This window comes from Hymenobacter cellulosivorans (assembly GCF_022919135.1).
Lineage (GTDB): Bacteria > Bacteroidota > Bacteroidia > Cytophagales > Hymenobacteraceae > Hymenobacter > Hymenobacter cellulosivorans.
In genome coordinates, this window is sequence record NZ_CP095049.1 from 3,352,945 (window position 1) to 3,375,268 (window position 22,324).

Here is a 22,324-nt window from a genome sequence, read left to right on the forward strand (position 1 = left end):
ATCAAATGCCTGATACGAGCCACGTGCACCCCGACGTTCTGAGCCTGCGCAAGGTGCTGCTGCTGAAAAAGCAGGAGCTGAGCGCCTTGCTGGAAATCACCCAGGCTATCAACCAGGATACGACCGAGGAGACGCTTTACAAGATTTTCCAGTTTACCCTGCTCGGTCAGCTCAATATCCGGCGCATCGTGCTCTACGTCAAGGATGAAGGCCGCTGGCAGTGCACCGTTTCGTTTGGTTTCCAGCTGGCCGATTTCCGCAAGATCGAGCTGCCCGACGAAATTATCGACAACTGCGTGGCCGGGGCCTGCTCCATCTCCTCGTTGAAGCTGGGCCCGGAGTGGCAGAAGCTCGATACGGTGATTCCCGTGACCCAGCAAGACGCGGTGCTGGCCTACGTCATGATTGGCAACGTCCAGGACGACTACGCCGACGATGAGGCCATCAAGTTCCTCGAAACCCTGAGCAACATCCTGGTCGGGGCCATTGAAAACCGCCGCCTGAACCGGCAGCGGATTTCGGCTGCCGCCATGCGCAAGGAAATTGAAATTGCCCAGGAAGTGCAGAACCTGCTCTTCCCCAGCAAGCTGCCCAACGACGCCCAGGTGGCCGTGCACGCCAGCTACGTGCCCCACACCGCCATCGGCGGCGACTACTACGACGTGGTCAGCATCGACCAGGACCGGTTCCTGTTCTGCGTGGCCGACGTGAGTGGCAAGGGCGTACCGGCTTCGCTGCTGATGTCGAACTTCCAGGCCGGCCTGCGCACCTTGCTGCGTCAGAACGTGGATCTGGCCACCATAGTGCACGAGCTCAATCACCTGCTGTTCCGCAATTCGGGCGGGGAGAAGTTTATCACCGTCTTCTTTGGCATCTACAACCGCGCCACCCGCCAGCTGCAGTACGTCAATGCCGGCCACAACGACCCCATCCTGCTGCCCGACACCGGCCCGATTCAGTACTTAAAATCGGGCACCGTGATGCTCGGTATCATGGAAAAGCTGCCCATGCTCACGGTGGGAGAGGCCGATATTCCGCCTCACTCCCTGCTGCTCAGCTACACCGATGGCCTGACCGAAGTCTTCGACGAAAGCGGGGCCGAATACGGGGAAGAAGGCCTTATTAAGCTTATCCGGCGCAACCGTTACCTGCCTCTTTCGGCCCTGCACAAGGAAATGCTGCACGAAATCGAGGAGTTCAGCGTAACTAAAAATCACTTCGCCGACGACATCACTATCCTCAGCTGCCGGTTTAAGTGAGATAGTGAAATGGTGAGTTTGTGAGTTCTCGATCAACGGTTCGTGTCCTTGCGAGGAGGTACGACGAAGCCATCCGTCCTCTGCGTAGATAGCCCTGACCTTTTACCAGAAAGCCCCTTACTACCGCATGTAGGAAGGGGCTTTCTGGTAAAAGGCTGAGCACATTTCCGAGGACGGATGGCTTCGTCGTACCTCCTCGGAAGGACAGGAGTACAAGAGGCTTTGTGCGGTTAAAATACTAACTCAGTACATCACTCCTGCACTAACGCACTTTCCTCCTCCCCAATCCAGCCTTCGGCGCGCATGAGCAGGGCCAGGGCAATGTAGAAGAAAGAGCCTACTTTATCTACTTCCACCAGCTCGTTGAGCAGCAGGTGAAAGATAATGACGACCAGGGAGAGGCCGGCGGCCAACACTACGCGCCGGTTCTGGGCTGAACGGCTCCGGTGGTAGAGGTTCTCGACCATTACCAGGGCCGTGCCGAATAGAATCACGAACAGTAGAAAGCCCGGGAAGCCCTGCTCAGCCAGCTGCAGCAGGAAGTAGTTGTGCGTGGTCGACTTCTCGGGGTTGTCGCTCACGTAGGTACGGAAGCTCTTGACCGTGAAACGCTTGTATTCGGGGTAAAACGTGCTGGGGCCGCTGCCAGTCAGAGGCTTTTCGCTGATCATGCGGGCGGCGGCCACCCAGCGGTACACCCGCTCCATGCCCGATACGTCTTCCAGCTTGTAGGTCGCCTCCAGGTGCTTTTCGAAGTTGTGCCCGTTGAACACGGTCTTCTCAAAGTCGGGAGCGTAGAGCATGTAGTTGTTCTGGTGCATGAAGTAGAAAGCCCCACAGGCGGCCGCAATAGCCCCCGCGCCCAGAATCAGGCGGGTCAGGCGCAGGCGGATGGCCAGATAGAACAGTCCCGCAATAGGCAGCGACACAATGGAGGCCCGGGTGTAGGAAAACAGCACCCCAAATATGAGGACCGCCAGGGCCAGGCGCCACAGTAGCCGGGTGGTGCCGCGGCTGTCCTTGGCCGCGTAAAACGCGTAGGGCACCAGCAGGGCCTGCACCACGGCGTAGATGACGTGGTTGATGTAGAAGGGCTGAATGGCCCAGTTGATGGAGTCGAAGCTCAGCCCTTTGGTGGAGTGCCGCAGGGTGGTATACACCACCGTGATGGTAGCACCCACCACGTAAAAAGCCGCCAGCCGCCACACGTCGGCGGGCCGCCGCACAATGGAGGCCGTGACGAACACGAAGGGCACGATGTACCAGGTCTTGGCCAGCAGGTACTTCACCGATTTCATGGTGTTCACCGAAAACAGCATCGACACTGTGGACCACAGCAGGGCCAGCCCCATGATAATTACCAGCGGATGCGTCCAGATGCGGGCCGACAGCTGAGTTCGGCCCAGCAGCACGCTCACCCCGAAGCAGCCCAGCAGCACCAGCATCAGCGGCTCCGAGGGCACGTCCATGCTCAGGCCGCCGGGCAGCGGAATTTCCCGCGAAAAAGCCAGCGTGAGCAGCAGCAGGTAATACACCCAGCGCCAGTCGACGAGCAGTACCGCTACGCCTACGCCGGCAAAGGGCAGGGCCAGCCACAGCGGAGTTTGGAGCAGCAGCGCGGCCGAGCCACTAACCAGCAGCAGCAGGATAAATCCGATAAACAGGCGCTGGGCCGAGTCTTGGGGACGCAGGCGCGCCAGAAGGGAAGCAACAGCGGCCATCAGCAGGGAAGGTTAATACTGCGGCTCGGTACCGGGGCGGCCCACGCTCAGGTTGCCGCGGTAGAGTTCCAGCAGGGTGATGAGAATGATGGACAACACCAGCGTGACAATCACCGAGGAGGCCACGATGAGCCAGCGCACGGGCTTGGTTTTCTTGGTGGCCGGGAAGGCCTTTTGCACCACGTAAATCGAGGAAATCTTGCCACTGATGGCCAGCTTGGCCGTTTCGTAGGCGTTGCGGGCCGTAATCAGGCGGCCCTGGATGTCGGCGAAGCGGGCGTATACGGTGGCCATCTGGTCGGTGCCCTTCACGTAGTTTTCCAGGTTCAGGAAGTTGCCGCCGTCGGCCTGGGTGAGGCCGCGCAAGGCCTTGCGGTAGCCGGCCGCCTTGCTGCTGTTGCCTTCGCCTTCGGCCTGGCGCAGCTTGGTTTCCGTCTCGACAATGGCCCGACCCAGGTAGCGCGACTCATTTTCCATGCCGTAGATGCCGTAGCGGCGGCGGCCAGCCAGCAGCGAATCGTGGGCGGCGGAGTACTCGCGCTCCAGGAATTCCTTGCGGCCCTGGTAGAGGTCAATGATTTTGCGACGGTTTTCGAACGTCAGCTGCTGGTTGATTGAGTCGATGGCCTGCACAATGGCATTGGCAACCTTGGCAGCCAGCACTTTGTCGCGGTCATGGAAATTGACTTCAATAGCGTCCCGGTCGTTGTGGACGATGGTAAAGTTGCTGTTGAACTCATCCAGCGCCGACTGATCGGCCAGGTCGTCACCGGCGGCCCCGACTTTATAATGCTCGTGCAGCTTGTATTGCCGAATAATGAGCTCAGCCAGCGTCTGCGACTCGCCGATGGTGATGACGCGGTCCAGGTCTTCGGCCCGGCCCCCGAGTTCCAGCTTACCCCCGTCCGACACAATCCGGTCGGGGTCGGTGGTGTTGGGGTTGGTTGGGTAAAATACGGCGGTGGACTTGTAGATATTCGGCAGGCTCAGGCTCACCACGACACTGATAATCAGTGCCAATGCAACGGCTGCGGCCACTAAAAACTTCCACCGGTTAATAACGGGCCACAAGCCCAGTAGCGAATAAGAGCGGGATGACATGCAAAAGGTAAAAGGACGACTGAGGCAGGTTCGACCGGTTTTCGGCAGACTGCATTGCGGCAAAGCTACTCCAAATTCTGCGCATTGAATAGGTTCGGCCGCGCTGAAACCAACGAAAACCAGCCCGATGCTATTGCCCATCCGACCGGCGGTGGAATTCACCGGTTTAATCGCAAAAACCGTGGCTCGTGGGGCCTCCAACAGGGTTAGATGGGGGCGGGCTGCGGTTTTTGCGTAATTTTGGCTTCCATTTAGGCCCTGGCTGTATCAAAAAGTTTTTCGGAAATATCAGTTTCGTCGTCCTGCTGAACCTGCTGGTGAAGCCGGGCTGGGTGGTACTTGAGAGCCTAGTGCAGGACCGGCTGGGCCACGCCGCCTTCGGTACGTTCACGGCGTTGTTCAACTGGACGCTGATTGTAGCCTCCGTGTCCGATTTGGGTACTACCCAGCTCACTACCAAGCGCGTAGCGGCCACCCCGGAGTTTCTGACCGAGTACTTTCCCACGCTGTTGCCCCTGAAAGGCTGGCTGTCGGTGCTGTTTCTGCTGGTGATGGTGGGCAGCGGCTGGCTGCTGGGCTACCACGGCCATACGCTCACGCTGCTGACGCTTACCGGTGCCTCTTTATTAGTCACGCAGTACACGCAGTTTTTGCGCGGCACATTGCAGGCCCATCAGCGCTTCAATACCGATGCGATGTTGTCGGTGCTGGAAAAAGCCCTGCTGCTGGTGCTGGTGCTAGCTCTGATTCCGGTGGGCATTACCCTGGACCGCTACGTAGGAGCCCGAGCCGTGGCCGTGCTTTTTACGTTTGTGGTGCTCTATGGCCTAGTGACGCGGCTCTACGGGCGGGTGCGCTACAAGCTCCGCTGGGACCACGCCAGCAGCCTGCTCCGCGCCAGCCTGCCCCTGGCCCTGATTACGCTGGTGTATGGCCTCAACGAGCGGGTCGATATGCTGATGCTGGAGCGGCTGGCCTCCCCGTCCGAGGCGGGTTACTACGCGGCCGCCTACCGCTGGGTCGATGTCCTTATGATGTACCTCTGGACGGTGCTGCCGCTGTTTTTTGCCAAGTTTGCCTACGCCACTGGCAAGCCTAAGGAGCAGCAGGAGCTGCTTTGGTTCGGGCAGCGCGTGGTGACGGTGCCGCTGCTGTTCATGTGTGCCTTCGTGCTGTTTCGCGGGGAAGTGCTGTTCTGGCAGTTCACCCACAGCACGGCCGCCGAACTGGAGCAGATGACGCGCAGCCTCAAAATCCTGTTCGTGAATGTGCTGGTGCATGCCTTCTTTGCCATTTACAGCACCCTGCTTACCAGCACCAACCACGAAAAACCCGTGAGCTGGCTCGTAGCCGGCAGCATCGGGCTCAATGTGCTGCTCAACGTGTTTCTGCTGCCGCGCTATGGGGCGGTGGCCGCAGCTCTGAACACGCTGCTGTGTGTCGTGTTCGTCTCGGGCGGCTACCTGTGGCTGGTGAGTCGGCGCACGGGCGTAATTATTCCCTGGGGCACCATTGGGCGGCTGCTGCTGGCCTTTGGGCTGCTCTGTGGCGTGTTCTGGGGCCTGCAGCAGCTGCTGAATCATTGGTTGCTCGAAGCCATAGGAGCGGGGCTGGCCTTTATTGCCATTCTCTTCGGCACCGGCATCGTGCGGGTTGCCGAACTCAAAGCCTTGCGCCGCTGAGCTGCCTTGATTGGTCCTGGGCCGGGTATCTTTTTCAAAAAACGGGCATCTTAGCGCCTCCGAACTCCTGCTGCCGTTGAATATTGCCGTTAACGTCCGTTTCCTGCTGCCCGGCGACAAGCTCGAAGGCATAGGCCGTTTCAGCTTCGAAACGCTCAGCCGCCTGGTGCGGCAGCACCCCGAGCACACCTTTCATTTCCTCTTCGACAGGGCCTACGACCCGCGCTACTTGTTTGCCGACAACGTGGTGCCCCACGTGTTGCTGCCCCCGGCCCGCCACCCGTTTCTGTTCGTGGCCTGGTTTGAAGGGGCCGTGGCTAGTTGGCTCAATAAGCACCGCCCGGCCGTGTTTCTGAGCCCGGACGGCTTTACCACGCTGCGTACCAAAGTGCCCCGCCTGACGGTGATTCACGACCTGGCCTTCGAGCATTTCCCCCAGGACGTAGACTGGCTGCAGCGCAAGTACTACCACTATTTTACGCCGAAGTTCGTGCGGGCTTCGGCACGCATCGTGGCCGTTTCGGAGGCTACCAAGCAGGACCTGGTTAAGACCTACGGCACCCCGGCCGACAAAATCCGGGTGGTCTACAACGCCGCCGATGCCCACTTTCGGCCCCTGCCGGCCGAGGAGCAGCAGGACGTGCGGGACCGGTTCAGCGCCGGCAAACCCTACTTTTTGTTTGTGGGGGCCCTGCAGCCGCGCAAGAATCTGGTGAATCTGCTGCAAGCCTTCGACCAGTTTAAAACCCGCACCGGCTCGGCAACCAAGCTGCTCATCGTGGGCCGCACAGCCTGGAAAGCCGGAGCCATGTTCGACACCTACCAGCAGATGCAGCACCGCGGGGCTGTGCACCTCACCGGCCGTGTCACCGACGTGGAGCTGGTGCAGCTCTACGCGGCGGCCCAGGCCACGGTGTACGTGCCGTATTTCGAGGGTTTTGGCATTCCTATCATCGAGGCTCAGGCCTGCGCCTCCCCGGTGCTGACTTCGAACTGCAGCTCCATGCCCGAGGTGGCCGGCGAGGCCGCCCTGCTCGTCGACCCGCTGTCGGTAGCCTCCATTACCGAAGGTCTGACCCACCTGGAAACCGATGCCACACTGCGTACCGAGCTGGTGCAGCAAGGCCTGACCAACGTGCAGCGCTTTTCCTGGGTGCGCAGTGCCGAGCAAATCTGGCAGAACATTGTTGAAGTCACGGCCGGGCAGCTGCCCCGATAAAACTCACTACCTCACCATCTCCCCTCTGCGCATGCATCTTCACCGTTTGCCCGAAGTAATGCACCGCTGGCTGCCCAATACTATCTGGCGCGGTCCGCACGCGGAAATGGCCGCCTCCACGCTCTACCTGACCTTCGATGACGGCCCGATTCCGGAGGAAACGCCCTGGGTGCTGGAGCAGTTGGCCGAATTCAACGCCAAAGCTCTGTTTTTCTGCGTGGGCGACAACCTGCAGCGTAACCCTGACATTGCCCGCGCGGCCCTGGCCGCTGGCCACCAACTTGGCAACCATACCCACCATCACCTCAGCGGCTGGAGCACGCCGGCCGCCCAGTACTACGCCGATATTGCCCGCTGCCAGCAGGCCCTCGACGCGGTGCAGAGCCAAGCGGCCCCGCGCTTTTTTCGTCCGCCCTACGGCCGCATTACGCCGGGTCTCAACCGCCAGCTGGAACCCCAGTACCGCATCGTCATGTGGGACTTGCTGACCTGCGACTACGATAAGGACTACGCGCCCGAAAAGTGCCTGCGCGACGCCCTGCGTCTGACGCGGCCTGGCTCCGTGGTGGTGTTTCACGACAGCATCAAGGCCAGCCGCAACCTGCGCTATGTGCTGCCGCGCTACCTGGCGCACTTCGCCGGGCAAGGCTACCGGTTTGAGCTGCTTTAGCCCTCTGGAATGCTGCTGCTCACCACCTATTTCACGCTCTGGTTTCTGATTCTGGCTGCCTCCACGCTGCTGTTTTGGGTTCGGCGACGGCCAGCCCCGGCGCCGCTACCCCAGCCCTGGCCCCGGGTCAGCATCCTCATTGCCGCTCGCAACGAGGAAGCCGCCATCGGCCGCTGCCTGCGCGCTATCCGGGCCCTGAGCTACCCGCCGGAGCTGGTGGAAGTGTTGCTCGGCGACGATGCTTCCACCGACCAGACGCGGGCTGTGGCTGAAGCCGTGATGCCGGGCTATACTGGAAACTTTCGCTGTATCACCATCACTGAGCCGCTGGGGTTAGCCCGGGGCAAGGCCAATGTGCTGGCACACCTGGCCCGCGCCGCTACCACCGAGTTTTTTTTCATCACCGACGCCGACATTGCCGTGCCTACCGGCTGGGTTCAGGGCCTGCTGCCGTTTGCCCAACCCGAGGTTGGCACCGTCACGGGGCTGACGGTGGTCGAGGGCCCGCGCCTGTTCGACCGGCTTCAGGGCCTCGACTGGCTGCAGTCGTTGGGGCTGGTGCAGGTCGTGTCGGATTTTGGCCGGCCCGTCACGGCTATGGGCAACAATATGCTGGTCACACGGGCGGCCTACGAGGCCACCGGTGGCTACGAGCAGCTACCATTTTCCGTCACGGAGGATTACGCCTTGTTTCAAGCAGTACTGAAGCAGGGCTTCACGTTTCGCAACGTGTTTCGGCCCGAAGTGCTGGCCGCCTCGCTGCCCATCAGTACGCCCGGGCGGCTGCTGCACCAGCGGCGACGCTGGATGCAGGGCGTGGAGGCCCTGCCGTGGTGGCTGCAGGGCGGATTGCTGTTCTACGCCGGCTTTTACCCGCTGCTGCTGGTGCTGGCCTGGGTGGCCGGGCCACTGGCGGCCGTGAGTGTGCTGGCAGCTAAAATGCTGCTGCAGGGCCTGTTGGCGGCCGCCTGCTACCACCGTGCCGGCCGCCGCATGCCCTGGCACCTGCTGCCCGCCTTCGAACTCTATACCATTGCCCTCACCATTAGCCTGAGCGTATTCCGCCTGTTGCCGCTGGCCTTCGACTGGAAAGGCCGCGTGTATAAATAAGCCCGACGACTACGAACCAACCGAACCGTTGACAGCTGCTAACTGCCAACAAACAATGAACAACTACTCATGCAACTCACCGACTCCCACGCGCATATCTACTCCGAACAGTTCAAAACGGACCGCGACGAGGCCCTGCACCGCGCCTACGAGGCCGGCGTCACGACTATCGTCATGCCCAACATCGACCACACCAGCATCGACAGCATGCTCGAAACCGAGGCCCGCTTCCCACAGCAGTGCTTTTCGATGATGGGTCTGCACCCGTGTTCAGTGGATAAGGACTTTGCGCGGGAGCTGTACCTGGTAGAAGAATGGCTCGGCAAGCGCCCGTTTGCGGCAGTAGGGGAGTGCGGCATCGATTTGTATTGGGACAAAACCACGCTGGCCTGGCAGCAGGAAGCCCTGCGGGTGCAGGTAGAACTGGCCAAAAAGCACGGCCTGCCACTGGTGCTCCACACCCGCGACGCCTTCCAGGAAACCGCCGACATCATCGAGGCCGCCCAGGATGGCACGCTCACCGGCGTGTTTCACTGCTTTTCGGGCACTCCGGAAGAAGCGGCGCGGGTGCTGCGACTGGGCTTTAAGCTGGGCATCGGCGGGGTGGCTACGTTCAAGAACGGCGGGGCCGACAAGTTTCTGCCCGACATTGCCCTGGAGCACCTGCTGCTCGAAACCGACTGCCCTTATCTGGCCCCCGTGCCCCACCGCGGCAAGCGCAACGAGCCGTCTTACCTGCCCCTGATTGCCCGCCGCGTGGCCGAGCTGCTGCGTAAAGACCCCGCGGAAATTGCCGAAGCTACTACCCGCAATGCCCAGCAGCTGTTTAAGTTGTAGCGTTAGCAATCCTTGCGAGGTTGAAGGCCGAAGCCAGCCGTCCGCTGAAATGGGCCGAGCTTTCTGTTATGGCTAGTCCTTGATTCGAATAACAAAAAAGGCTGCGTGATGAAAGGCCATGACTACCTTCGCCGAGGACGGATTGACGCCGCTTGCTGCGTGGAATGGCCGTGCCTCGCAAGGACCCAGGTTTTGCATTAGCCCACTCAACCACATTCGCACATTAACCGACATGCCCGTTACCCTTTCCCTGGTTGATATTACGCCGGCCGGCCACGGTACCCGGCCCGCTACGTCGGTGCTGGTTATCTATACCGGTGGCACGGTTGGCATGGAGTATAATAAGCGTGGGGAACTGGTGCCGATGAAGTTCGAGCAGATCCGCAAGAAAATGCCCGAGCTGCGGCAGCTCAACATGAATATTTCGGTGCTGAGCTTGCCCCAGCCCATCGACTCGTCGAACGTGACGGCCACCGACTGGCTGGGGCTGGCCGCCATTATCGAGGAAAATTATGCGCAGTACGACGGCTTCGTGGTGCTGCACGGCACCGATACCATGGCGTACTCGGCGGCGGCGTTGAGCTATTTGCTCGAAAATCTGGGTAAAACGGTGGTGTTTACCGGCTCCCAGGTGCCCGTGGGTCGTATCCGCACCGACGCCCGCCGCAACCTGATAACGGCCCTGGACATTGCCGTGGCCCGGCACGCCAAAGCCGGCACCGTGCGTGTGCCTGAAGTATGCGTGTTCTTCAACGACCTGCTGATTCGCGGCAACCGGGCCAAAAAGGTGGAAAGCCAGCAGTACAACGCTTTTCGCAGCGAAAATTACCCGCCCCTGGCCCGGGCCGGTATTGAGGTGGAATTCGACGATATGCAGGTGCGCCATCTGCCTTCTGCGCCCTTGCGCGTGCACCAGCACCTCGATGAGCGAGTCGTGATTCTAAAGCTGTTTCCCGGCATCACCGAGCGGATCGTGCGGGCCGTGCTGGAGGTCGACGACCTGCGCGGCTGCGTGCTCGAAACCTACGGCTCGGGCAATGCGCCCACCGCGCCGTGGTTTTTGCGCTGCCTCGGCGATGCCCACGCCCGCGGCGTACAGATTCTCAACGTGAGCCAGTGCGAGGAAGGCCGCGTGATTCAGGGGCAGTACGAAACCAGCTCCCAACTCACTGAGCTGGGCATCATTGGCGGTGAGGACATCACCACCGAAGCCGCCATCACCAAGCTCATGTTTGTGCTGGGCCTAAACCGCAGCCCCCGCGAAACAGCCCATTTGCTGGCCCAGGACCTGCGCGGCGAAATATCTTTAGGCTAATTCTGGCTCCTCCGGGCTTGTGTATCCGGAAAAAGGGCCGTTACTTTGCACCCGATTACCGACCCAGAGAGGTGTCCGAGTGGTCGAAGGAGCACGCCTGGAAAGTGTGTATGGCTCAAAAGGTCATCGTGGGTTCGAATCCCATCCTCTCTGCATAAAACCCCGTTTGCATTACGCAGGCGGGGTTTTTGCTTTTCTGGGGTACGCGTAGGGGTACACGCCATCTGTATGGATATATAACCGTGCGCGGTAATCGGCTTAATTTTGAGCCGATAGATTATCTTTGCCTTGCCCGTTGGGTAAGTAGTTGCCAGCTCCTATCCATGGGCAAGGCCGTTGCGTCGAGAGATGTGGCGGCCTTTCTTTTTGTAAATAATAGGCCGCAAAACCGGCAAAAGGTAGGGGCTCTGGCAAGGATGATTAAGTACCCTAAATTCCAGGCTCCTTACCAGAGCATCGATACCGTTGATATCTTCAATGGACATTAGCCATAGCTGCAGAACTTATATTGCCGGGCTCTGATGAAATGCCCCGGGCCCCAGCCGGGACTTAACTTTTGGGGGTGAATTATGCACGCGTGTACGTTCAGCTCTGGTCTACGGTGTAGCTGGCAACCGGCGAAGGAATTGCACTCCCTACCGGGTAACGCACCGTGCGAGCCCATAAACGCCTGCAATTTACGGGCGCTACGGTGTGATGAAGGGCTAGTAACCTAAACGACCGTTTTCCTGAACGAGAACACTCTCACATGAACATCTCCCTCACGATGCAGTACTGCTGCCTGCTGCTGGGAACGGTTGTCGGCTGTACACCAAGTAGCGATGAAGTGGTCTCAGTGCCTTTACTGGAAGGAACTTGGCGTAATTACGGTACGGCGTATCGGTATTACAACGCGGCACACCAGCTCATTAGCCGTGACTCCGCGGAGGGGAAAGCGTTAGGCAGCATGGTCATCACCAGCAAGGCCATTCACTTGTACCGGGATGGGGGCGAACCTATGGAGACGTGGCCCTACGAGCGGCACAGCGACACCATCCGATTGGAGAACAGAGACGGCGGGTATTGGACCATCTTACAACTCACCCCACACCGGCTCGTGACTAAGGTGGAAGGCCCTGTCCCTTTTGCTAATGAGACCGACACAGCACGCTGCGCCTTTATTAGCTATTACGTTCGATAACAAGCAATGGACAAACGCTCCTTTCGGGGGAACAATCGTTTCGCTGAACTTTACTAAGAAATAGACTGTGAGCCCGAACATATTACTATTTACTACGCAACAGGCAATTGTTGGCTTGAGGCCATTTGGCTGCCTATTGTATTTCTGAGTGAGGTAGTTAAAGTATTTCACAAGCCTTTATCCCTGTCAATCACAAGGTTGCTCGCCCTTGCCAGTATAGGATTAAGTCTATTATACCTGTATATTTTCGAGCTATCCTATCCAGTTAATGTGTTTTACTTTTCTATAGCAGGTATCTTCTCGGTAGTTCTGCTAATTCGCAATCTAATGGTGAAATAACTATATGTTATGGCCGTTTTGGCAAAAGTTCGTTCTGATATTTCGACCGTTTGCCTAAACACTGCAGGGCGTGAATTACATGCTGTGAATGGCCGTATATAGAACGTAAATAGCTTAATGCTAGCTTCTTTTCTGTTGCCGATGGTGTTAAGCAACACCTGCTTTTAGCCCCTTCCTTGCTCTCGCCTTGCCACTGTACCATGAGAAAAAAACTGCTTAGCTCCCTGTTGCTAGCCCCGTGCTTGGCTTGTGCGCAACCGTCTTACCCATTCGTTGTAAAAGGGAGGATTGGCCGGTTGGACGCTCCAGCCAAAGTTTACCTGATGTACGGCGCACGAGTGGATTCGGCCTGGCTACGAAATGGGAAATTCGAGCTGAAAGGCACCACGGATCTGCCCTTCCCGGCCGAGTTGGTATTGGAGCGTCAGGGCAAACGGCGAGACAAGCTACACGGGGAAGGGGCGTATTTTAAGTCGCCCGACCGAACGACGGTCATGCTAGAGCCCGGCCCGGTGGTCATCACCAGTTCCGATTCGCTCCGCAACGCGCACATCACGGGTGGCTCTCTCACCGCAGACTATCAGCAGCTGCACACAATAGAGGACGCTATTTTCAGCAAGCCAAAAACCGCCCCCCAAGAACAACTACAAGCTTATATCCAAGCTAAAAAGGCCTTTATCAAAGCGAATCCTTCTTCGTGGATGAGCCTGTATGTGCTCTGGCAACTCAATCAGGTCGAGCAGCCCCAGTATGCCGAGGTTGCTCCACTCTATGAAGCGTTCAGCTCCGCCTTGCGTAACAGTGAGCCCGGCCGCCGATATGGCGAGTTGCTCCAAGGGCTACAGGCAACTCAAGTGCGCGCGCCGGTACCTGCTGGTGATCTTACCGGCACTCCCGCCCCTGCGTTTACCCAGCCTACACCCGATGGTCAGCCCGTATCGCTTGTGAATTACTGTGGTAAGTACGTTCTGATCGACTTCTGGGCCTCCTGGTGTGGCCCCTGCCGTAAAGAGAACCCCGCCCTGCTCCAAGCTTATAATATCTATCACGGCCGAAACTTCGAGATTCTTGGAGTCTCGTTGGACGATGAGAAAAGCCGCACGAAATGGGTGAAAGCGATTGCCGATGATCACTTGCCCTGGACGCAAGTGTCGGATTTACGCGGCTGGAAGAATCAGGCTGCTCTCCTGTATGGCGTGCAAGCCATTCCACAGAATTTTTTGGTGGACCCGATGGGCAACATCGTGGCGATTGACCTACATGGGGAAAAACTACAAACCACACTAGCGCAATTTATTGAATAGGCACAGCCCAGTTTGGGTTGAGGTAATCTATTTATCCGAAATGGGCAGCAGGGATAGGCCAAGAAATAAACTTATCATCCTGGGAAAGTACCGAGCTGGCCGCGCCCTGGAAGGAGGCTCAAGCCCGTCCTTATTTCGAGAGTTATCCGAAAACGCCCCTTATGGTAAGGGACCCTATCCAGATAAGCGCAGGAGTGGTTGCATTTTCACACGGCCTCTAAAACGCTCAATTATCTTCCGTCCGTTTTCGTGAATAGGGCCGGTCAGACCTTGAAAAAGTGGTAGCTTGTGATCACCCCGTGGCTGCCTTATTGTCCTTGATTGTCCTTGGAGAGGACCGAGCCATTTTTTTGCGCACTTTACGCCCTGTTGAATGAAGCATTGCTCCGTATTTGCCGGCCGCCGGTGGTTGCTGTGGGTCGGCCTCGTCGGCTTGCCCAGCGCGGGTTGGGGGCAAGCCCCGCTGGGCGGGCGCCTGTACCCCATGACGCACCGCTTTGCGTACGCGGCGGTCGTGCCGGTCGCCGGCGTCAGCCAGGCGGACTTGGTTCTCCGAGCGCGCGCGTGGGCCCAGCGGGCCGCGTCGGCTGGCCAAGTCCCGGTCCTGGCCACTGGTCCCGATACAGAAGTGGTGCGCACGACCGCTGCCCGCCCCTTTGCCTACGATTGGGGCGGGAAAGCCCTGCTGTGTGAGTTGCGCTACACCGCCACGATCTCAGTGCGCGCGGGTCGCTACAAGTACGAACTGAAGGATTTCGTCTTGGTGGAACCCGGCGCGGGCCGGTATCCGGATTCTACCACACCCGCCGAGACCTACTACAACGGCAGCTTTCATCCCTACAACGACCGCGCGTCGCGGTTCCAAGTCACCATGCGCACGTGCTTCACCGAAACCGTGAACGAGGAGTTGGCTCGATTGCAAGAGGACATGCGCAAGCCTGTCCGCACGGCGAGGAGCGAATAGGCTAACGCGTTGGGCCAGCAACCACATACAAGGAGCAGTCCCATCCTCTCTGCAGTAAAGCCCGTTTGCAAGCCGCAAGCAGGCTTTTTGCTTTTAATCGGCCTGCAAACCGGCGCCGTTTTTCAGGAGCTAGAGCTCTAAAGTCAATGCCGCTGGCCAAATTAGGTTCGGTGTGGCTTGGGCTGTCAACAAGCCCGGGTAGCCCAGCGTGCGGCAGGGGGAACGTGGTTCAGCTCGGCAATTCAACCCACAGAAATGTGGGGCAAGCCCGCCGGAGTAAGCTCGGCATTACGCAATGTTGAGTTATATTCGCTATTCAGCCAGTGGGTTAAACAACTTGCCGTCGTGCTTGTAGTTGCTTTTTCACTACCCGGCAACTTTTCAGTAGCTCCTCCGCCGTGCTATTGGCACTTTTCCCATTGTATGCCGCATTCCTCCCTGCCTGATAGTTCTTTTCTTTCGCCCGAGCACGGCTTGGCAGATCAGCGGCCGGCCGCGCTGCCGCTGCAGGTTCTCTACAGGCTGCCCGGCGCGGTGCTGGTCCTCGGTGCGGCAGGCGTGGTGGAATTGGTGAATCCTGCGGCCGAGCAACTGCTCGGCCACCGTTCGGAGGCCCTGCTGGGCCACGCGTTGGAAGCCGTGCTGCCGGCGGATCTATGCCAACAGTTGCGGCAGGCGGCGGCTCAGGCCGAAACTTGGCGGCTGGAGTACTATGCGGCGGGCCGGCAGCAATGGTTTGGCTGGACCGGTGTGCCGCTGGAAAGCGGCCTGTTGCTCACCATTGAAGATATAACTGCCGCCAAGCAAGCCGGGCAGGAGCTGCAGCAAGCCTACGCCCAGCTCGAAGCTATTTTTGAAGCCGTGCCGCTGCAACTGGGTTACTATCAGGCCGTGCGCGACGCCCAGGGCCAGCTTATCGACCTGCGCGCCGTAGCGGTAAACCATGCCTCCACTGCCCTCATGCAGTTGCCTGAGATCCCTAGCCCGCAGCTTATGTCGACCCAATTGCCGGAGCTGCGGAACTTACCAGTCTGGCAAATCATCACCCAGGTTATCGAAACCGGGGAATCACAGCACCTAGAACTGGAACACCACTTCCAGGACCAGATCCGGTGGCTCGACGTGTCCTACGCCCGCCTGGGCGACGGGCTAATCAATGCCTCCCTCGACATTACCACCCGCAAGCAGTTGGAACAGGAGCTGCGCGCGGGCAAAGATCGGCTGCAGGCCATATTCGACAGCTCTACGCTGGCCCTGCACGTGCTGCGCAGCATCCGCGACGCGGCCGGCCGCATCATCGACTTCGAAGTAGTGCAGGCCAATAAAACGGCGGAGGTAGAAGCCAATGGCCCCCTCATCGGGCGACGCATGCTCGTCGACTGGCCCCATAGCCGCGCCGTTGGGCTCTTCGATGGAGTAATGCGCACTGTCGAAACCGGTCAGCCCCTGGACATGGAACATTATTTTGACGGCGACGGATTTCAGGGCTGGTTTCGCTGGACGGCCGTTAAGCTCGGCGACGGAGCGGCTTCCACCGTGGAGAATATCACGGCCCGCAAGCAGGATACGGCCGAGCTGCTGCGCCTAGAGCGCGTGCAGCAGCAACAGCTGGCCAACGCCGTGCTGGCGGCCCAGGAAGCCGAACGCCGCCGCATCGCCGAAAGCTTGCACAACGGGCTGGGGCAGCAGCTCTACGCCACCCAACTGCACCTCGACGGCCTGACTGCCACCACCGCTGAGCCGGTCTTTCGGGAGCGCAAAAACCGGATTACGCAGCTCTTGCACGCGGCCATCTGGCAAACCCGCGCCCTCTCGCACCAACTCATTCCCACCGAGCTTGAGGATTTCGGGCTCGTAGTGGCTTTGCAGGGTATCTGCCGCGACTTTACCACTCCGCAGCTGCGCTTTACGAGTGAGGTAGCCGCGGTGCCCACGCTGCCACCAGCGCTGGAGCTGGCCTTTTTTCGCATGGCCCAGGAGCTGGCCAACAACATCGTCAAGCATGCCCAGGCGTCGGAAGCTACCCTGCACCTGCGCGCGCCAGCCGGATGGCTGGAGCTCTGGGCCGATGACAACGGGCGCGGGTTTAGCCCTGAGACCAAGCCAGCCCAGGGTATGGGCCTGCAAATGCTCACCGACCGGGTAAAACTGCTGGGCGGCAACCTCAGGATTGATTCTTCGCCCAACTGCGGCACCCAGGTTCGAATCCGGATTCCGCACCGCACTTCGCCACCAGGCAACCCACCGGCAGTAGGCTCGGTCTAACTAGCCAGCCTTGCGGCTATAAGGCAAAAAGCCCGGCAATGAGCCTGCGTGGCGGGCCTGGCTTTACTGGACGACGGTGTAGCGGATGCGGAAGGAGCCATTGCTGAAGGGCAGCAATTCGCCGCGCGTACTCCAGCGCTGGTCCCGGCGCAGGGTAGTTTGGAAGCGGCCTTCCAGAACGCGCTGTACCGTGTCGAGTCGGGTAACTTCTACGCTGGAAGGCTCGGCTACCCCGGTCGTGGAATAGTTGTCCACGATTACGTCGCCGCCCACCAGTTCCAACCATTCGGCCTGGGCTGCTACCGTGGTGCCCTGCGTAGGTGCCTCGAAATCGAGCCGCAGGTACGCTTCGGGCATGTTTGCCTGGTTTTGGTTTCCGTATACGTGAAATTTCTTGGTTGTGCGCACATACACGCCCGAGCCCGGCACGGTCCAGGCTTGGCCAGCCTTTTGGGCTTTTACAAAAAACTCGGGCTGCGTTTCCGGGGTGGCCGATTCCTCCTCACACGCTGTGGCGCCCAGCAGAAGCAGGCCCATCAGCAGCGGATATAACGTCGTTTTCATAGCCAGTTAGTAGTTGTTGTTCTCAGCTAAGAGTGTACCCCGGTCCGAATAGTTGCAAGCCGCTTCACTTACTTTTCTCCCGGCGCTTCGAGCCCGGCCGGGTTGGTTGCCACCGGCTTTTGCCCAGAAGCCTGGTCAGATTCCGGGTTAGTTGTTAATTTTGCAGAAAGGCTGAGCAGTAGCTACTTATTGGTGTTGCCGGTTGTGGGCGGGCGCCAGGGTAGCGGTAGGGCATACGGGCTGGCTGGGTTGTGGTGCCGCAGGGCTGAAATCTATAGTATCGAGGGTTCGGGAAAATTATGCTACTTGCCCTTACACCTCCCATCCGACGATTATTGTGAACGAGCAATTTTCTATCAACTCCACGTATCCCTGGGAGACGGACTTGCAGTTGGTGCAACAGGTTTTCGACGCGGTGGCGGTGCTTGATGAGCAAGGGAATATTCTGTGGAGCAATGCCGGCCTGACTAAGCTGGTAGGCTACTCACCCGCCGAGCTGCGCCAGCAGGCCGCCTGGACCGTGCTCGGGGGCAGCGGTGCGGGCCGGGTCCCGGCTGCCTATCTGCGGGAGCAGCTGAGTGCCCAGGCCGCGTTTCGCTACGAGGCCCTGCTGCCGCATTCCAACAGCTCGTTCCAATGGGCGCGGGTCAAGGTGCAGCCCCTGCCGCCGACGGCCGCGCCTGGGCGGTTTGTGGCCCTGCTGGAGCGGCTAGTTGATTCCAAGGTAACCCAACAGGCGTTGGCCGAAAGTGAAGTGCGGTTTAGGTACCTAACCGAGCATGTTCCCGGCGTGTTGTTTCAGTGGCGCGAAAACCACGGCAAGCCGTCCGGTCTGGTGTATGTGAGCCCGCGCCTGCGGGATATTTTCGGCATCGTACTCACCCCGGAGCAGTCCCTTGAGGAGTTTATTCACCCCGCCGACCGGCCGCGCTGGAAAGCGGCCATGCAGCAGGCCCGCCAGCAGGGTGACAGCTGGTCCTTTGAGGGCCGCCTGCTGGTGCCCGGGCAACCGTTACGCTGGTGCCGCGGTACGGCCGTCCGCTCCCTCTCCGATGCTGATGGCAGCCTGCACAGCGGAATTCTGGTAGATGTAACGGCCCTGAAGCAGGCCGAGCAAGCCCTGTGGGCCAATGAGCAGCGCTGGCAGCTGGCCATGGAGCGGTTCGGCGACGGGGCCTGGGAATTCAACTACCAAACCGGCGAAGAGTATTTCTCGGCCGCGTACCAAGCCATGCTGGGGTACAGTGAGGAAGAATTTGCCCAAGACCACCAAAGCTGGCTTTCTCACGTTCACCCCGATGATATTGCCGTCAGTTTGCAGGCCTCAGACGCGTATCTGGCGGGCAAAGAGCCCATTTACTCTGTAGAGCGCCGCCTGCGCTGCCAGAACGGGGAGTATAAGTGGGTGCTGACCCGCGGCCTGGTTACCAAGGTTGATGCCGAAGGTAAGCCGCTGATTATGACCGGCGTCCATACCGACATTTCGGCCATCAAGTCGGCCAATTCCGCCCTGGAAGCCTCGCGGCTGCGGCTTTCTTCTACCATTGCCAACTTTCAGGAAGGCATTCTGCTGGTCGATGAGCACCACCGGGTGGTGCTGGCCAATGACGCCATCTGTCGGCTGTTTAACAGCCAGACCACTGCCGCCGGGCTCGTGGGCCTCGATGCCCGCAAGTTTGGGAAGCAGGCCAAAAACCGCTTCCGCGACGAGGCCGACTTCGTGGCGCGCTACGCAGAGCTGATTGAGCAGCAGCAGCTGGTCACGGGTGAAATTTTCGCCCTGAAGCAGGGCCGTACCCTGCAGGGCGACTTTGTGCCCATTCACATCGACGACCAGTACATCGGCTACCTGTGGAAGTTTCAGGACATCACCGAGCGGCACAACAGTGAAGACAAGCTGCGCCGCCGCGAGGAAAAATACCGCAGCATTATCGAATACATGAAGCTGGGGCTGGTGGAAATGGACATGGATGGGGAAATAACCTACGTCAACCAGGCCTTTTGCGACATTACCGGCTTTGCCTTCGACGAGTTCCTGCACCAGCAGGCCATGCAGCGGGTGGTCAGTGCCGAGGATATGCAGCTCCTGATGCAAAAGAACGCCGACCGGGCCCGGGGCATCTCCGACACTTATGAGCTGACGATTACCAGCAAAGCCGGGCGGCGCAAGTGGCTGCTTATCAGCGCCGCCCCGGTCTACAATGATGCCCGGGAAGTGTACGGCTCCATCGGCATCACCCTCGATATTACCGACCGCAAAGAGCTGGAGCACAACCTGCGCACGGCCAAGGAGTCGGCCGAGGAATCGGCGCGCAGCAAGGAGCTGTTTCTGGCCAACATGAGCCACGAAATCCGCACGCCCATGAACGCCATTCTGGGCATGGGGCAGCTGCTGGCCAAAACGCCGCTCGACGCCGAGCAGCAAAACTACCTGCGGGCCATTGCCACCTCGGGCGAAAACCTGCTGGTCATCATCAACGACATTCTGGATTTGTCTAAAATCGGGGCCAGCCAGTTGTTTATCGAGCGGATTGGCTTCAGCGTGACGACCCTGCTCCAGCAAATCGAAAAGAGCCTGCACTTCAAGGCCGAGGAAAAGGGTCTGCGCTTCCTGATTCAGGCCGATGCCGACTTACCCCCGGTGTTGCTCGGCGACCCGTACCGCATCACCCAGGTGCTGCTGAACCTAGCCGGCAACTCCATTAAGTTTACCGAAAAAGGGGAGGTATCCATTACCTGTGAGCTGGCGCGCCAAACGCCCGCGCATGTGGAGCTGCGCTTCACCGTAGCCGACACTGGTATTGGCATCGACGCCGACTTTCTGGGCAATATTTTTCAGGAATTCAGCCAGGAAGACTCGTCCGTGACCCGCAAGTTTGGGGGCACGGGTCTGGGGCTGAGCATCAGCCGTAGCCTGGTAAACCTGATGGGCGGCGAAATTGCTATTGTCAGCCAGAAAAACGAAGGCACCCGCAGCTCCTTCACGCTGCTGCTGCCCGTAGGAGCGGAAAAGGACCTGCCCCAAAAAGCTCCTATTACCGCCGATATCCGGGAGCGGCTGCGTGGCAAGCGGGTGCTGCTCACTGAGGATAATGCCTTCAACCGGCAGATTGCCAAGGGTTTTTTGCAAAATGCAGCCTTGCACGTTACGGAAGCCGAAAACGGTGCCGTGGCCGTGGAGCTAGCCCGTCAGCAGGCCTTCGACCTGATACTGATGGACGTGCAGATGCCGATTATGAACGGCCTGGAAGCCACCGCCCAGCTCCGCGAAGAGCTGCGCCTGACTACGCCCATCATTGCCCTTACGGCCAATGCCATTAAGGGCGAACGGGAAAAATGCCTGCGCGCCGGCATGAACGACTACCTCTCCAAGCCGTTTCAGGAGGACGATCTGCTAAAAGTCATCAGCTACTGGACCCTGGGCGAACCCCTGGTGGGCAACTCCGTGCAGGAGCCGGGTGCCCCGGCTCTGACCGCTCCGCTGTATAACCTGGCCTTGATTTACCAGATTGGGCAGGGCGACCCGGATTTCACGGTGCTGATGCTGGAATCGTTTGTAGAAGGCGCCCAGGAAGCCGTGCGCGACCTGCGTCAGGCTCAGCAAACCCAGAATGTCGAGCTGCTGCGGGCCACAACCCACAAGCTCAAGCCCAGTCTGGAGCATCTACAGGTACACCTGATTCTGCCCGTGGTACAGCAGCTTGATACCTGGTCTGGTGCCTTCGACCAAGCCCACCTTAGTCCCCTAATTGACCGTACCAGCCACGTGCTGCAGCGCCTGATTGGCCACCTGAACGTGGAGCTGCAGGATGCCCGTCTGAGCGTGGGGCCCGGGTAGCGTGCCCCACGCTCAGGCTGTTTTAGGCGGCACCCACCGAGGATTGCCACGGGCCCAGTACTTGGCGCAGCCGCTGGGTCATGTCCCGGGCTTCCTGTTCGATGGCCTGCTTTACCCGACTAGCTTCTTCCGGCGAAGGAGGAGTTAGCCGCGTCAGCGTAGCGCTCAGCGTCTGCATCCACCGGACGGAATCTTCTACTGCCTCGTAGATGTCAGTGGCGATGGGCACACTCTGGGCTGCGGCCCGATATAGCTCCAGCAGCCCGACCGTGAGGCGGGAATAGGCTTCCAGCAGCCGCTGGTCTTCGAGATTAATGGGCTGGGGGTGATGATCGGCAATGGCCAGAATGCCAATGTTGAAGCCATCGGGTGTTTTGAGCGGAATACCCACGAAGAACTGCAGGTTGAGCAGCTCAATTTCCGCCGATTGAATCAGCTGGCAGGGTTCTTTGCGCAGGTTTTCGAATATAGTGGCGTGGTCCTGCAGAATGGCTACGGAGCACAGGCTGTAGTCGCGGGCCAGGTGCTCGGCGCCAAGCCAGCCGGCCGTGAAGCGAAACCAGACCGACTCTGCCTCGACCAGGGATAAAAATGAAATAGGAACCCGGCATAGGCAGGCAGCCAGGGCTACTAACTCGTCAAATACTTGCTCGTGCAGGTTGCCCAAGCTGCGGTAACGGGCCACGGCCCGGAGCCTAGCTGCTTCGTTTGGAGGAATAAGATTGACATTCATAAGAGTCTAGCAAGCGGATCGGTCGTTATTATAATTAAGTCAATGTAGTATAAAAACGCAAATATTCTACCAACGCGTACCACAGGGCAGGTGGCAGCAGCATGGGGTAGCCACCAGATTCTTCTGTGCCGCGGTGGGAGGGGAGCAGCTCGCGTCTGAGGGGTTCTGAGCAGCCCCGCGTTTTCTCTAACCGAGAGTACTCCCGCGTTTTTTGCGCCGGGGC

Annotated in this window: 15 protein-coding genes and 1 tRNA gene; 12 read left to right on the plus strand and 4 right to left on the minus strand. The window is 59.3% G+C overall.

Translation table 11 applies throughout. From position 1 onward, the window contains the following. Window positions 1–5 precede the first annotated feature (5 nt). A complete protein-coding gene (locus MUN80_RS14270) occupies window positions 6–1,259 on the plus strand; it encodes a PP2C family protein-serine/threonine phosphatase (RefSeq protein ID WP_244713985.1) in 1,254 nt (417 codons plus the stop codon). 251 nt (window positions 1,260–1,510) lie between these two features. Here MUN80_RS14270 and MUN80_RS14275 read toward each other — a convergent pair whose 3' ends face one another. Then, window positions 1,511–2,980: an O-antigen ligase family protein gene (locus tag MUN80_RS14275; RefSeq protein ID WP_244713987.1), complete on the minus strand. Its 1,470-nt coding sequence runs from the start codon at window positions 2,978–2,980 to the stop codon at window positions 1,511–1,513. Between the two features lie 12 nt (window positions 2,981–2,992). After that, entirely contained in the window at window positions 2,993–4,081 is a 1,089-nt protein-coding gene (locus MUN80_RS14280) for a GumC domain-containing protein (protein ID WP_244713989.1), read from the minus strand. A gap of 188 nt (window positions 4,082–4,269) precedes the next feature. Between MUN80_RS14280 and MUN80_RS14285 the strand changes: the two genes are divergently transcribed. The 10 genes from MUN80_RS14285 to MUN80_RS14330 all read left to right on the plus strand — a co-directional run bounded on the left by MUN80_RS14285 (window position 4,270) and on the right by MUN80_RS14330 (window position 16,966). After that, window positions 4,270–5,763 carry an oligosaccharide flippase family protein gene (locus tag MUN80_RS14285; protein ID WP_262922003.1) on the plus strand — a complete coding sequence of 498 codons (1,494 nt, stop codon included), beginning with the start codon at window positions 4,270–4,272 and terminating at the stop codon, window positions 5,761–5,763. 76 nt (window positions 5,764–5,839) lie between these two features. Then, window positions 5,840–6,982 (plus strand): glycosyltransferase family 4 protein, encoded by a 1,143-nt coding sequence (locus MUN80_RS14290; protein WP_244713993.1) that lies wholly within the window; start codon window positions 5,840–5,842, stop codon window positions 6,980–6,982. A 31-nt stretch (window positions 6,983–7,013) separates the two neighbouring features. Continuing rightward, window positions 7,014–7,652, plus strand: coding sequence for a polysaccharide deacetylase family protein (locus tag MUN80_RS14295; protein WP_244713996.1), 639 nt, complete (start codon window positions 7,014–7,016; stop codon window positions 7,650–7,652). A gap of 9 nt (window positions 7,653–7,661) precedes the next feature. Beyond that, entirely contained in the window at window positions 7,662–8,762 is a 1,101-nt protein-coding gene (locus MUN80_RS14300; RefSeq protein WP_244713999.1) for a glycosyltransferase, read from the plus strand. A 69-nt stretch (window positions 8,763–8,831) separates the two neighbouring features. Beyond that, window positions 8,832–9,599 (plus strand): TatD family hydrolase, encoded by a 768-nt coding sequence (locus tag MUN80_RS14305; protein WP_244714002.1) that lies wholly within the window; start codon window positions 8,832–8,834, stop codon window positions 9,597–9,599. A 232-nt stretch (window positions 9,600–9,831) separates the two neighbouring features. Beyond that, window positions 9,832–10,914, plus strand: a complete 1,083-nt coding sequence (locus tag MUN80_RS14310) for an asparaginase (RefSeq protein WP_244714005.1) — start codon at window positions 9,832–9,834, stop codon at window positions 10,912–10,914. Window positions 10,915–10,979: 65 nt separating this feature from the next. Continuing rightward, window positions 10,980–11,067, plus strand: a tRNA-Ser gene (locus MUN80_RS14315). 1,566 nt (window positions 11,068–12,633) lie between these two features. Beyond that, window positions 12,634–13,737 carry a TlpA disulfide reductase family protein gene (locus MUN80_RS14320; RefSeq protein ID WP_244714007.1) on the plus strand — a complete coding sequence of 368 codons (1,104 nt, stop codon included), beginning with the start codon at window positions 12,634–12,636 and terminating at the stop codon, window positions 13,735–13,737. A gap of 484 nt (window positions 13,738–14,221) precedes the next feature. Further along, on the plus strand, window positions 14,222–14,701 hold the full coding sequence (locus MUN80_RS14325; RefSeq protein WP_244714009.1) for a hypothetical protein: 480 nt from the start codon (window positions 14,222–14,224) through the stop codon (window positions 14,699–14,701). A 423-nt stretch (window positions 14,702–15,124) separates the two neighbouring features. Continuing rightward, window positions 15,125–16,966: a sensor histidine kinase gene (locus MUN80_RS14330; protein WP_244714011.1), complete on the plus strand. Its 1,842-nt coding sequence runs from the start codon at window positions 15,125–15,127 to the stop codon at window positions 16,964–16,966. Window positions 16,967–17,029: 63 nt separating this feature from the next. Here MUN80_RS14330 and MUN80_RS14335 read toward each other — a convergent pair whose 3' ends face one another. Next, entirely contained in the window at window positions 17,030–17,530 is a 501-nt protein-coding gene (locus tag MUN80_RS14335) for a hypothetical protein (protein WP_244714013.1), read from the minus strand. A gap of 337 nt (window positions 17,531–17,867) precedes the next feature. Here MUN80_RS14335 and MUN80_RS14340 point away from each other — a divergent pair, with 337 nt between their 5' ends. Beyond that, complete coding sequence (locus tag MUN80_RS14340; protein WP_244714015.1) at window positions 17,868–21,368, plus strand: PAS domain S-box protein; 3,501 nt, start codon at window positions 17,868–17,870, stop codon at window positions 21,366–21,368. 22 nt (window positions 21,369–21,390) lie between these two features. On the opposite strand, the gene MUN80_RS14345 is transcribed toward MUN80_RS14340, so the two are convergent. Further along, complete coding sequence (locus tag MUN80_RS14345; protein ID WP_244714016.1) at window positions 21,391–22,101, minus strand: GAF domain-containing protein; 711 nt, start codon at window positions 22,099–22,101, stop codon at window positions 21,391–21,393. Between the last annotated feature and the right edge of the window lie 223 nt (window positions 22,102–22,324).